Origin of the sequence: Endozoicomonas sp. ONNA2, from assembly GCF_024606365.1 — a bacterium.
Taxonomy (GTDB): Bacteria; Pseudomonadota; Gammaproteobacteria; order Pseudomonadales; family Endozoicomonadaceae; genus Endozoicomonas.
The window spans coordinates 1-13755 of record NZ_JAHHPO010000742.1; the positions used below are offsets into that span (position 1 = coordinate 1).

General features: G+C 47.9%; 7 protein-coding genes. 4 read left to right on the plus strand and 3 right to left on the minus strand.

Annotation, left to right across the window (positions count from 1 at the left end):
- From KDK14_RS13090 to KDK14_RS13100, 3 genes are all read left to right on the plus strand, one after another.
- A partial coding sequence (locus KDK14_RS13090; RefSeq protein ID WP_257265592.1) for a hypothetical protein occupies positions 1–216 on the plus strand: 216 nt, incomplete at its 5' end.
- A gap of 8 nt (positions 217–224) precedes the next feature.
- Positions 225–2291, plus strand: a complete 2067-nt coding sequence (locus KDK14_RS13095; protein WP_257265593.1) for a hypothetical protein — start codon at positions 225–227, stop codon at positions 2289–2291.
- 751 nt (positions 2292–3042) lie between these two features.
- Complete coding sequence (locus tag KDK14_RS13100) at positions 3043–8064, plus strand: pentapeptide repeat-containing protein (RefSeq protein WP_257265594.1); 5022 nt, start codon at positions 3043–3045, stop codon at positions 8062–8064.
- Between the two features lie 175 nt (positions 8065–8239).
- Here the strand turns inward: KDK14_RS13100 and KDK14_RS13105 are convergent, their stop codons facing one another.
- Both KDK14_RS13105 and KDK14_RS13110 read right to left on the minus strand, forming a co-directional pair.
- A complete protein-coding gene (locus KDK14_RS13105) occupies positions 8240–8821 on the minus strand; it encodes a hypothetical protein (RefSeq protein WP_257265596.1) in 582 nt (193 codons plus the stop codon).
- A complete protein-coding gene (locus KDK14_RS13110; protein ID WP_257265597.1) occupies positions 8796–9620 on the minus strand; it encodes a baculoviral IAP repeat-containing protein in 825 nt (274 codons plus the stop codon). Before KDK14_RS13110 ends, KDK14_RS13105 begins: the two co-directional genes overlap by 26 nt.
- 220 nt (positions 9621–9840) lie before the next feature.
- Between KDK14_RS13110 and KDK14_RS13115 the strand changes: the two genes are divergently transcribed.
- On the plus strand, positions 9841–10017 hold the full coding sequence (locus tag KDK14_RS13115) for a hypothetical protein (protein ID WP_257265599.1): 177 nt from the start codon (positions 9841–9843) through the stop codon (positions 10015–10017).
- 46 nt (positions 10018–10063) lie between these two features.
- Here KDK14_RS13115 and KDK14_RS13120 read toward each other — a convergent pair whose 3' ends face one another.
- Positions 10064–13363, minus strand: coding sequence for an ATP-binding protein (locus KDK14_RS13120; RefSeq protein WP_257265600.1), 3300 nt, complete (start codon positions 13361–13363; stop codon positions 10064–10066).
- Positions 13364–13755 lie beyond the last annotated feature (392 nt).

Below are 13755 nucleotides of genomic sequence, written 5' to 3' on the forward strand. Positions count from 1 at the left end.
GCCATCCTCGCTACGGGGACGCCCAGTCGGGCGCTATTCTCGGACAGCCTCCCAGTCACGCAGACACAGGGAAAAGCCTTTTTCTGTTCTCTGTGCCTCCGTGGCAATTTTCTTTCACGGCAAAAAATACCTTCCCGACATGTCATTATTACCGTAGTCCGGCAAAACATACTCCTCAATGCGCTATCCTATACCAATTCACAGTACACCGTTTAAGAGTTCGTATGTCATTACAACCTTTCAAGTTCAAAAAGAGCACCTATCTGAGTGACCCGGACAAGTGCAATGATCAACTGCACTTATGGGTTGATCGGTTTCTGGATATCTTTTATCTGTCGCCTGAATATCAAAAGCTCTCAAAAGCCAATCAGAAATCTTGCGGCATGATGTTCAGATTGTTTATGGAGCTGAACATGAGGCACCTGGGCAAAGGACTTGAGTCCATTGACCTGAAATCAACCCGACAAGTGATGACCCAACTGTTCCCCCGTAAGTTGGTCTGTTCCGATAATCGGGTAAAAACGATAGTACCCGAGATTATCGCCTGCTGGCAGTGCCTGCAGCGCTTGATCGACGGTTCAGCTCAAAAGAAAAAACTCAAGCATGCCGAAGCCATTATCAACTACCTTCAGAGCATTAAAAAAGACTATCTGAAAATTTACCACCCCCACGGGGCTGCAGACCCATCAGTCAACATGCTGGAAAGCCGTGCAGAACCCGCACCCGACGAATCAGGCACTGGGCAGGACTGGATAGAAGATCTGATTAACGATGCGGTAGCCAACCTGACCACCATTTGTCACCAGCCGGAGCCACCTCAGAGCTGGCATCGCCTTTATGATCTTCGGTCATTGGGACAGTTCCTGTTTGCCATCTGTGTTGAAGGCGTTGACGAACAAGAGTGTGATGCTATTGCCACAATCCTTTCGTTTGCCCTGAACGGTCTATTTATTCAGATTCGTCAGGGTGATCAACAAGCTGCCCACTTCTGGCAGGAAGTGGAACAAAATATCATGATATCTTACGAGCACGATGAACTGGACGATGTGGTCATGACGCCACTACTGAGTGTCTTGACCAATTATCGACAATACCTGTCCAAATCATTTATTGAGTTTATCCATCACTGGCAGACGTCAGATCATGATTCACAAGACGCAGACGGTGACTATGCCCTGGAGGACCTGAACAACATCTGTCACGCCATGCTGGAGGAAATTCCCGATGAATTTACTTTTGCCTCCGTCTGGCAGGAACAAATGGGCTTTATGCCCCCGGCAGGCATGATGCTTATTACTCAACAAATGCTCTCTTTTGATAATCCAAGATATGGTGATTATCTGGCTCTATTAGTGCTGGACGAGCAGGAAGACAAGGCCGTCACAGTGGCTGAACTTCTGGCCAAACACCCCAAATCGATCACGCCCTTGACACTGGATCGAATAATCCGGATTCGCAACTGGGTGCCTAAAGCAGTACAGGTTCATATTGACACGCTCATTAAAAATGTCCGAAAGCTGGGCGTCTGCCCTTCCGGCAGAAAAGTATCCACGAATGGCGAGATTCAGGTATGGATGACCTCTGTCGATGGCAGTGGCGCTCAGGGAGTGATGATCATAGTCAAGGATATCAACCAGCCCCGGGCATTCCGACTGGTTAATTTTGTGCTTAAAGAGCGAGTCGGTATTGTTGACATTTCTGTGTCGCCGCCAGAAACCCGTAAAAATCTCCAGCACATCATCACCAGCACAAAACAACACGGCGTTCCCCTTGAAAAAGTATCCAGTGGGCTGATTGAGAAACTGATTCCGCCGTTTATGGCTCTCAATCTCAGCAGCAAAACCTGTCTCAGCGCAGATATGCTCGAAGGCATGGAGCTGCTTGGCCTCGTTAACTGGAACCCGGCACCGGCACACTTTGAGGAGCTTAGCCCCGAGCTGTTAAGCTTTGCTACGCCCCCCTCCGATCAGGAGATAGCCATCGCCCAGAAACGTTCTGCCAGCTGGACAAATTCTGCTTTTGCCGATAGCTGGCTGATCCCGGATGCCTTCACCATCACAGGAGGTACAGTTAAAAAGATGGTCAGCGAAATCTGTGACCGGGTACTTGAGCCCAAAAAAGGACAATGGCGTGAGCGTATGCAGCGCATGAGTCTTTGGGCCAATGCCTGCGAAAGTAAGCAACGACAAAAACAGGCCCGGGATTTTGCCGTTGTCGGCTGGCTACTGGAACAGGATATGCCAGCCCGCCAAATCAAACTGCTGGAGAGCATCGCCAAAAAGTCGCTTTAAGTCACGTGTGCGAAGATCAATGACTATCGACAAGTTTTATTCTATTGGGGAATTGCCATCTGATAAGCCTTCCTGTGAATCATCAACTGCCGAGGCTTCTTCTGTTGAGAAATCAACATCGGACCAGCAATTCCCGCATTCAAAGAATAAGGAGAAGATTACCGCTTGATTAACTCTGACACTCCCTATCCTGATAGCCACCTTCACGCTACATGAAACTGACTTTCCAGCATAGAGCGAGGATGTTATCTGCCTGCTTTTTACGTTTTTCTCCAATATTCGTCCCGCATTAGAGGAAAAAAGGAAAGAGTTTTCCTGGCTCTCTGGAATTTCAGGAATATTAAAATGTACGTACAGCCCGATTATGATTGTCCGATGCGTTTTTGGACGGGAACTAATTATTAAGCGAATGATCTAATCTGGGTATTTCATAAACTGCCCCGAATCTCGCGCACGATCATATGAATGTGAGAGCCGTGGCGACGCGGGATGCCAAAGCCTGGGAATTTTTTCGCTTCAAGGGATTTCGTGAGGGAGCGCCGTTACCCGGGAGTACGGTCGACTGAGCAAAACTTCCTCAGAGCAAAGGACAAGCGAGATCGGGAGCACGTTTATAAAATATCCGGGTTAAAAACTACAAAATTTTTTTGCCGAGTAATTCATAAACCATTGGAGGCTGCCTGAGAATAACGCCGTTCTATTCTCAGACAGCCTCCTTAATATGGGACCGGGAACGATAAAGGTGGACTTAATGATGATTAATTCGGTCAGCGCCAAAAATTTGAGTGGCCTTGATAAACAAATCCATGACAATGTTAATCTCGACCGACAATGCATGACGTTCACCAGAACGGTCCAGGTTAATGACAACATAATCCCCTCAGGTGACGTCCTTTCGACTAAGCCTGAAAACTTTATTTCCAATGACCAGTGCACACCCGATCCCAAGATAACCGTTAGCAACGCTCATCGGAAAATCAGTCTGACGGCTTATGAAAAGCCGACACCGACGACTGCTGAAAGCGCATCGGTCCGCCATAACACCAAAACGGAAACGTCCAGCCTGCCAATAATTGACCAACCGTTTATCAAATCCATTGAGATTCCAGTAAAAACTGCCCTGCTCCAGGAATATCACCCATCCAGTTTTTTACCATCATCCCAGACCATTGCGCGTCCTATTCATGGCCTACAGCACAGCTGCCGGAGTGCAATCTGGGCGCTGGCGATACTGCAGCAACGCAAACAGCAACAAGATCACCGAGCGCTGTCCTTTCCTGAGCACCTGATACCGTTACTGGTCAAGGCCTGTCTGTTCCATGATTCGGGCCGTGAAGGAGATAGAGAAGACTCCACTGAATGGGAGAAGACCAGCGGTGACAATTTGCAAGAGCACCTGCGAAACTGTGGCATTGAGCAGTCCCTGGCCTGGCAGTGCGGTGAAGCAATTCGCCACAAGGATCTACCGGATAATTGCAAGCATCTGCCCGAGGAGATACAGACACTGCGCAGTCTGCTCCATGATGCCGATACGCTGGAGGTTATGCGGGTCAGAGGTTGTTTTTATATGGACAAGCTGGAGTGTTTTGCCAACTGCCAGGATGACCAAAGCCGTGAAGCCTGGCGTTTTATGGCCAGAGAGGTCTGCCGGGTGATTGCCAGCCAGGGCGATCTCTGGTCTGCCATCGACTTGCAAGACAGCACCAAAACAGCCAGACAGTTTTTCAGACAAACCTCTACCCGGTGTGTAAACACGAAAAAGCAGTGGGAACACCATCCTTCGCCATTGGAGTATCAGCTATTTACTATAGGCACGCAATCCGATTTCATCAGCAAGCTGATCACGCCTTTTACCGGTCCCCCGGTGAAGCCAGAACCAGCCTTCTCCCTGGTCAGGCTGAATCGGCAGAGCGAGAGCGTGGGAGGGAGCAAGATTGGGCAGTTGTATAATGACCCCGTTCAGCAACAGTGCTACTACATCAAAACAGCGGTCTCTGTGGAAAGCGCCCGCAATCAGGCACTGATGGCCAATCTCGCCCGAATGCTGGGCGTTAATGCCCCCGTCACCTTTGCCCATCAGGAACAGGGTTGCAGTTATGTGGTCAGTGAAATTCCCAGTGACTGGCCAGGTAACCTGAAAAGCGGGAAAGACCCTCTGCAATCCCTGCCTGCAAATCAGTGGGCCAGATTGTTACTGGTCAATACCATCGTTGGTAATGAAGCCATGGTCAACGAAGCCTGGGAGAACATTGAACTGACCCCGCAAGGGGAGCCGGTGATGTTGAACTGGGAATTCGCCGGGATGGCCACACGCTATCCGTGTCCGGATAAACCAGAACCCGCCTCCAAAGAGGATGATTTTTCCTCCATGCCGTTGCTGTTGATAAAACTGCGGGATCCCCGGGCGCCAGCAATGAACTCCCACGTTATCCACAACCCCTGCGTGGCTATTCTGTCACAATTGGACGATGAGCTGCTGGGGCAGACCCTGAAAGCGATGCTGGGCGAAGTTGACTGGCAAGCACTGGACCAACAGATCGAACACAGCGGTTTCCTGCCCGGTGACCGTAGTTGGTTACGGCAGACGATTCATGATCGAATCGCCTGGCTCACCACCCGATTTGCCAACAGCGTCGAGGCCGGTGAGCGGGTATCCATGGCAGAATACCAGGCCATCGCGGCGGCGGGTATCCGCGGGGGCTGGCTGCAGGTTAAGGGCCAGGATATCCGCGGCGGACAGCTCTGCCTTAGCCAGCGACTGGATCAGGACGGCAAGCCGATTACCCGGATGTCACTCCAGCTGGTCCGGGATGCCAGCAACCGACTGGCGGACAACCTGGCTCTGGAACGGGGATTGCACCATCTGAACACATGGACCAATTACCTTCAGGGCCACCTGAGCGCCAGTTACCGGGACTGGCGCAGCGACCTGGCCAGCCTGGCCGATGAGTGTGACCAATTGGCGCAGCGGTTAATCCGGGATAAAGGGCGATGGGACCCATCTGATCACGACGCCATCGACAAGGCCATAAAAAACCTGCAAGCCAATGTCGCCACATGCAGGGAGTCTTTAGAAGCAGACAGGCCGTCTATTGGCGAGAACTCCCTGAACATAATCCAACTGCCTGAACCCGCCTTTCCTGCACGGGTCTGCTCGCGGGCCGCTGAAAATATTAAAGCAAAAGTACAGTTGGCTGAATTCAGTCACGGTTTCGCCAGGCAAACAGGCCAGAGCGTCAGTTATTTTAACAAGACTCAGCTTGATTATGCTGGCCTGCCTGCCTCACCTGTCCGAGTCGCTAAACTGAAACCGGTCAGTCAGGAGGGGCATATTGAGTTTATACCCGAGTGGTTGCCTAAGGCCCGAGCCATGCAAAATAGCCTGGCGCTGACCTTGCCCGGACACGGTAAATCAGTGGTTGAAGCGCTGTTCAGTGAGTTGGCAGGGCTGGGCATTGATTGTCAGCGACCGGATGCCAGCGACCTGGAGGAACGGTGGCTGGATGCCCTGGCCAACTATCATGGCTGCCTCGGTGATATAAACCGTGCCGTGGCAGCAGATGCTAACGCGGATGCTTCAGTAATCGCCAGAAAAAAAGCGTTTCTTGAAGAGCTGCTGAAACAGCCCCTTAAATATGAGGAGCAGCTTCGTATTCGTGCAGGACGACTGATATATTTCCTTCCAGGGCTGCCACATGACATTGCCGAAAACGCTGCCCGGTCGTTCTGTCCCGGTCACAATGTCAGTTTTCTTGGCAACAGCGACAGTAAAGAGACTGTCATGGCTAGCCTGGCAAATGAAGGCACTCTTTGTCCCTTTGAGCGACGGATGGACATGGGCCTGGAGCCCACTACCAAGGATATCAAGCGTCAGGCTGATGTTGACGCCCGTGATGTGTTTACCCGTATCCAGCCTGTCGAGCATGAAATCGGGCGTAGTCATTATGGGGGGCTATTGTCCGCGCTGATCAAATCTGAGGCGCTCGGCCGTCTCGATCTTTGTACGATTAAAGATAATCATTTTTATCACAGTTTCCACCACGGTTTGGAGGCCTTTCGACGTAATATTAAAATAATTCTGCGCTCGCATGGTGACTATGAGAAAGTGATGAAAGCCCCATATCACGAGATCTTTTTTGCCTACCCTTTATCATTGTTTGATGAACTGAAATCGCTGCACGTCAGCTCTCCAGAAGACCGGCTAAATCTGTTGCATGCCCTCAAGCGACGCTACAGCCACTGGCCCGACGGACGCCCGCTGGAAGCGCTTTTTCAGTATTCCCCGTCAACCCGTTACTATGAGTTAACTGCTGTATTCAGCCGGATCCCCGGAAACATCAAAATGCTCATCAAGGCCTGTGGCGAAGAAAGTTTAGAGTTGCTGCTTCAACAAAATCCAGGACTGCTGGAAGGAAAACTGCAGTCGTTGGATGGTTTGAAAATACCGACTACCATATTGGGCCGATCGCTTCCAGGGTTGGATTTCAGGGGCTGCTCAATGAACGATACCAAATTTAAAGGAATGCATTTCAAGCACTGTAAATTCACTATGGAGCAGTTAAACGACGCAAGTCTTGACGATATTACTTTTACAGGCTGCTCTTTTGAAGGTGAATGCTTTGCATCATCAGTGTTAAAAAGCGCAAGATTTTTTCCTGCAAAATTAATTAATGATCAGCAGGTAACAGACAGTATACCCAAGCTATCCCAAGCTATATCGCAGTCATGTATCAACAGTCAGGGTCAGTTCAATCTGGAACTATGGCTGGACGTGATGGAAAAAAGTCATTACTTGCGTCGTTACATTGTGGCGAAAGGTTTTTTACAGAGTCGCACCATTGGCATGACACCTATGGATGAAACCACCAAAAAAATTCTCGCTGAACAGATTGACAATGTAATAAGCAAGCATCCGGAAAGACTTAAATTTATTGTTAAAGATTTTTTTTATATAGGAATGAACAATATTGAAACTTTATCGAATTTTATTAAAAAAAACCCGGAATTCTATGAACGTAAAATTGTAAATGTCAGGGATTTTTACTTTGACTTCAGAATCACCTTTCTTAGAGAAGTACGTGAAGAAAACCAAAAGCATGAAAAGTGCTTTAGCTTTGAAACATCGTCATTTCTGACCGATTTGTCATATTTAGTTGACCCTGAAAAAGATGTGTGTAGCCATGCACCCAGAGGAGAGGTTCTGGCTTTAATTGTAAACATTATAGAATTTGTCATGTTTCCCCTTGAACACGAATACATAGAATTTGACATCAACACAAACGATGGGGGAGACGAAAAAAGTTTCAGGAGCACGGAAAATAATACAATGTCGTGTTTTGAATTAGATCATGAAGGTCAAAACATGATGGATCGTTTTAAAGCTAACGTTTGTTGTAGAGACACCCTGGAAAATTACAGAAATCATTTTATAAAAATATGGGAGAGTTGCTCAGATGTGAGTCGATTAGAAATAGCCAAATACTGCCTGAAGCACAAAATCATAGCTGTCAGCCCTATTACAACGATGGAATTCATGAAACTATTGATCATTAATCAACAAGAAAAACATTGGCTGGATGACTTTGCAGCGAATATGGACAAACATAAAAAGAATGAATACGAGTGCAATTTATTAATGAAGAAATGGTTTCGGGGTATCAATGATTATGACAGCACAAAAATAGATGAATCATTAAAGGCTTTTGAGCAATGGATAAAGGCAGAGGCACCCGATTTCACCAGAAGGCTGTCCGGGAACGATCCAGGTAGCTAAACCTATGGAATCATATATTTCTGGCATCTTGTGCCGACACTCTCGGCAAATGCTGCTGCGTTGCTCTGGCTTCTGCATCCATGCAATCGAACTTAAATTCATATGAAACGAAGCCGTGGCTTTTTTATTCTCTTCTTTTCAAGCCAATTGTTTTAATTTATAAAATTTTTGTCGTTTATTCGTCAGAAATTGCTGCTACCAGCGAACGAATTTTTTTAGAAATTCTAACCAGCGTTGCTGTCAATTCAGCACCGTTCTCTAACATTTGCATGAGATTTTCGTTTCTTTTATCAGACTTGAAATAGTTATCCGAAAAGAGAGAACCAAGTTTACCATTTAATACCAGCTCATTAAAAAAGTCATCACAGAAAAATCTTCCTGATTGATGACTGGCAAACCTACCTGGATCGTCCAGGGCAGAAAGCTTCATTGCTGACTTGCCTGCTTCTATTTGTTTGGGTAAGTAACCTGACAATTTACCAGTAACTTTTAGCATCTCCATGTTCGCCAGTTTTTCAACAGCAGCCTCTGCTTCTTTTTTTACAGTACTTGACTTCAATGCTGTCAAAATAGTTTTGGCTTCTGCAACATCACAGTCCTCAAGTTCTGGACAATAACGTTCCAGCCGGTCAATAAACTCTTGAATACCCTGATCGAACTCTCGAAAAAGACCAGAAAAATACTGCAAGATTAATGATTGCTTGAGCAGATCAAAATATTCTCCATCTATTTCATGAGAATTCAGTTTTTTTTTCAAGAAATGCTTTCATCTTATCAAGCTTGGCATGATCAATGACAGAGAATACATCTCTTGAAGCTATTATTTTTAAAGGAGCACCCGGATGTGAGAGAACGGTAGCAGAATTACAGAAGCCACCTGAACGCTCTTCTGGCCCATCTGCCATTAGCACATGATAAGCCTTTTCTTTTATTTCTTCTCCAGCTATAGCAGATAATACTGGAATTTTATATTTCATATCATCTATGCAGGAACGCTGACAATGCCTTAAGTGCTCCGCTACAGGATCATCACTTTCTTCCCACAGATGTAGAATATGATTAGGATTAACACAGCATTGAGTCCAATCATGTGACTTATCGCCAACAAACTTCAAGCCAGCCTCTCCCATTCGTAATGGAGACAAATTTCTCTGGTTAAATTTCTTATTAAATAATTCACCTTCAGGCGTGTAAAATGATTTTCGACAGTCCTCTTTGATGTCTTGGATATCAGGACGCTTCACTTCGGTTAAAACAATTATTTTCCGTTTTATTAATTCATTGAGATAAGGCTTTACATCATTCAGTTGGTCGTCATTTACCGGTCTAAAAAAGGAGTAATCCGGGGAAATGGTCTTTAGATGATCATAACCCAGGCAGGTGTTAACCAATAAGATTTGATCACCGGGAACCTCTATGACCACTCTTCCATTGCCCCAGTGAGCTTTTTTGCTTTCTGCAGGAATATTAATCTCTTTACCGACTATATTATGTGGTGTGGCGCAGCCTGTACCGACTTGATCACCCATACTACAAAGAAAAGATATATTCATCATTTATTCTCGCTATCAATTTGCCTGGATATATTTGAAATTTATTCTGAAAACAGTTGAAGTGTCTCTGCTTTTTACAGCTAGCCTAACCAAGGCCAATAAACATCAGGGAATACAAAAACGGAGGGCTTCCAATGCGCAAGCAACTTGCAGTGTAGTATGCAATTCCATTACGTTCCTCATGAAATCTGTATTTTTCATTTTTTCTTAAGAAGAAAAAGGCATGCCTGCGTCGTGTACGGCATGGGTTGGAAAACAATGCCCGGCTATCTGCTTTGGCTCCAAAGTCCTGTTTAAAAACAGTGCCACCTGGGGAAAACCGGCTATTCTCGGACAGCCTCCTGGCGAGTTCCCACAGGATGCCCGGCAATCGCAGTTTTCAGGTGCGGCAGATCCTTGATCATGCATTTTTGCTACGAATTCAGGTAATGCCTCAACGCCCCTTGTCAAAATGAGGAAGAGCCAAAATTTTCTGCCAACTGACCAATAAAGTTCTCCAGCCTGGCAATATCCATATCCGCCGTCAGCATCAGCAGGAAGCCAATCACGTCCATCAATGCCGGGTCGCGCTCAAATTCGTGCAGCGTCTGCTCCAGAGACTCCAGATCGCCCTGCTCAAAAGCTGAAATAATGGCATTCACAAAACCATCCATCTGCATCTCTTTGAGACTTTGCAGCAAGTCAGGCTCATTCCACTCTGGTTTTGGCAGTGCGCAGACATAATCCACCCCCAGTAAACAGCGAATTTTATCAAACATCAGCCCGGCATCCAGGGGCTTGCCAATGTATTCATCAAAGCCCTGAATCAACAAACGCTCCCTGGCCTCATGACTGACGCTGGCGGTCACAGCCACTGCCTTGATGGCTGCTTTTTCGGGAAGCTCACGAATTTTTCTGATCGCTGTCACCCCATCCATGACCGGCATGGAGATATCCATCAAAATCAAGTCAAAATCCACCTGCTTCACTGCTTCAACCGCCTGAAGGCCATTGCCGACGGTATCAACCCGGAAACCGGCGGAGTCCAGCAACCCGGCCATCATATCCCGATTACTTTCAACATCATCCACCACCAGGACCCGAACCCCCTGGAAGCGTTCATCCAAATGAACATAAATGGAACCTGGCAATAGACGCTGATGCTCTTTCAAAGCTTCAAAATTTCCCAACACCAGGGGCAGGACAAAAATAAAACGACTCCCTTTGCCTGGCTCGCTGATAACATCAAGCTCCCCGCCCATCGCCGAGACCAGCCGTCGGCTGATTGCCAGCCCCAGGCCAGTGCCACCAACCTGCAACCCCAAATGAACCTGTCGAAAAGGTTCAAAGACTCTCTCCAGATCCTCATGGGCAATACCGACACCGGTGTCGCGGACTTCGAAAACAATATCGTTGCCCTCCACGCAAACCCGGCATTCAACCCACCCCCTGACCGTGTATTTAACCCCATTACTGAGCAGATTCAGCAGCACCTGGCGAACCTTGATTTCATCCAGCATGACAATTTCCGGTAACGTGCCAATGGGCAACAGGCGTAACTCCAACCCTTTACTGGCCGCTCTTTCCATCAGAATGTTACGCACCCCACGGAGTAACTCCATCAACCGCACGGCAGAGGGGTGTAACTCAATCTTGCTGGACTCAATTTTGGTTAAATCGAGAATATCGTTAATCAGTGACAGCAAATGCTGGCCACTGGCCTCAATGGTATTCAGGCTTTTTCGCTGGGCTGACGTTAACGAGAGATTTCTTAACAACAACTGGGCATTGCCAAGCACACCATTGAGCGGTGTTCTCAATTCGTGACTCATATTGGAGAGAAACAGGCCCTTGGCCAGATTGGCCCGTTCAGCCTCTTCCTTGGCTCGCATCAACTCATGCTCAATGCGTTTGCGGTCTGTGATGTCACGAACCACCATGGAAATCAGCAGTCCATCGTCGGTTTTCAGGGGATTGCTGGTGATTTCTACCGGAAAAACCCGGCCTTTACGATCAATCCCCCTGGATTCATAGCCCACCAGGCACAGCTGCTCCCAACTGGCCTTTGCCATATCGCCCAGCAGGGGATGTCCCGGGCGGTTTTCCAGCGGCGTCAGCAGGCTCAGGGGCATATTGACCAGGTCTTCCCGGTGAAAGCCAAACAGGTCTTCAGTCCTACTGTTGGCCATACCAATAATGCCTTCCGGTGTGGCAATGATGGTGGCATCCGGCGTGCTGTCCAGCAACAGTTTGAATTTCCTGGTATCGCTGACCCGATCGGTAATATCATTGGCCAGCCCTTCAAGAAGATATTGCCTGCCTTCCAAATCCCCGATGTCGCTCCAGAAGATTTCCAGCCGACGGATACTACCATTGAGATGCCGGATATCCAGCTCAAAGGTGTCGCCCCACCGACCCTGCCTGGCCTCGCGAAACTGCTCCCGAAAACATAATTTACTGTCCCGGGTAGCAAGATACCCGATCAATGGACGAAGAAACTCGCCCGGAGAGTAGCCCAGAATGGCTTCTATTGACGGACTCACATGGGTTACACATCCATCCCTGTTGAGATTAAAATAGAAATAGTTCCCCCTGAGCCGCTCAAGCAAATGACCTATATTGCTGGTTCTGGCCTGATGAAGTGCTTTCTCCCGATCCGCCAGCCTGGTCACCAGTTGCTGGAAACTTTCTGTCAAACTGCCAATTTCATCCTGACTGATCCGGGTAATATCCGGCATCACCCGTCGGTAGGTAAAGTCATCCATGGCTTGCTGCAACCGGATAATCGGACGGGTAATTCTCACCGACACCAGGCTGGCACAGGTAAATATGAGTGTCAGGGAGAGCAGCATCAGCAATGCATTAATTTGTGCCTGATCAATAACAGGCGCCAGTACGGTTTCTCTCGGGGCATAACTGATCATCCACCAGGACGCTGATTTAATTGGTGCCCCCATTAACCAGTACTCATTCTGCCTGACCGGCACCCACTTATGCCGGAAAGCGGGCTCACCCCTTTCAATCAGCTCTTCCAGGTCATGCCACAGACCCGGCGTACCATAATAAAACTGGCTTTGATGAATACTGTTTAACTGATAGCGTTTCGGCGTTTCACTATCCGTCTGAAGGTATTCTCCTGCGCCATTCACAATAGAAAAACTGGCATTTCCCGTGGTATTTTCCACCAACTGATGACGCAAATCGGCAAGGCTGATATCCATCCAGAAGTAGCCGTAAAGCGTCCTGGCTGAAAAGACCGGTACGATATAGCTGACCACCCAGCCTTTATCAGCAGACCCTCTTGGTGATGTCCAGAATCCCTCTTTCTGCTGCCCCTGAACCCACCAGAATTGGGCAGGAAACAGGCCGGTGTCGAGGCTTTCATCCAGCTTGACCCTGCCACCACTCCAGTAGGCATGAAAAACATCCCAGTGCTGCAAGCTGCTGCCAGGTCTCACATAAGTGAAGCCCCGAACCAGGGAGTTTCTGGCCACCAGATCCATTAGCAAATGGTTGATCATGGCATGATCAGCGACGGGCATCCGACTCAACATATCCCCCATAAAGGTGGTCAGGGTCATCAACTGCCGGGTATAGCTGTCAATTTTGTCGGCTTTATGCCAAACCTGCTCAATCAATCCTTTGGCTACCGCGTCCGTAGCCTGTTTGAGTGAGAAGTAGAGGTGAATACCAAAGATCAGGTTGTACAGCAGCGTAACCGGCACGACTGTAAAAAATATGATTTTTTTTCTAATGGAGAAGGTCATTTACATGTCTCGAGCCCTTATGAAACCCGGGCTATGCAAGCGAATACTTGACGTCAGGGAAAAACTACATGCAATCCCGCATTCAGTCCCACAGTTAAGAAGCTTAAGGACAGGAAATATCACTATAGAAGACGCTGCCAAAGACACACTATCCAGTTGAGGTTATTTATGGATGAGGCTAACAGGTTTTTGGTTCCAATGACTGACAGGCACGACCCGGAGAAAGCCAGAACGGCCAGCTCCCCTGACGTAAAGAAGTTATAAGCAGTAGAATAAGCGCAATTATACCTTTAGTAATTGTCCCGGAATAACTTCATCATTTTATTCAGTACGGGAAAATGCCGCTGCCCGCAAAAGCACAAGTGGTTCCAGCTTTTCGGGAAGCGGGCGGC

Bases quoted from the DNA above. Each gene is read 5' to 3' on its own strand.
- KDK14_RS13100 (WP_257265594.1), top strand. From the start codon at position 3,043: ATGATGATTAATTCGGTCAGCGCCAAAAATTTGAGTGGCCTTGATAAA.
- KDK14_RS13115 (WP_257265599.1), top strand. From the start codon at position 9,841: ATGCCTGCGTCGTGTACGGCATGGGTTGGAAAACAATGCCCGGCTATC.
- KDK14_RS13095 (WP_257265593.1), top strand. From the start codon at position 225: ATGTCATTACAACCTTTCAAGTTCAAAAAGAGCACCTATCTGAGTGAC.
- KDK14_RS13120 (WP_257265600.1), bottom strand. From the start codon at position 13,363: ATGACCTTCTCCATTAGAAAAAAAATCATATTTTTTACAGTCGTGCCG.
- KDK14_RS13110 (WP_257265597.1), bottom strand. From the start codon at position 9,620: ATGATGAATATATCTTTTCTTTGTAGTATGGGTGATCAAGTCGGTACA.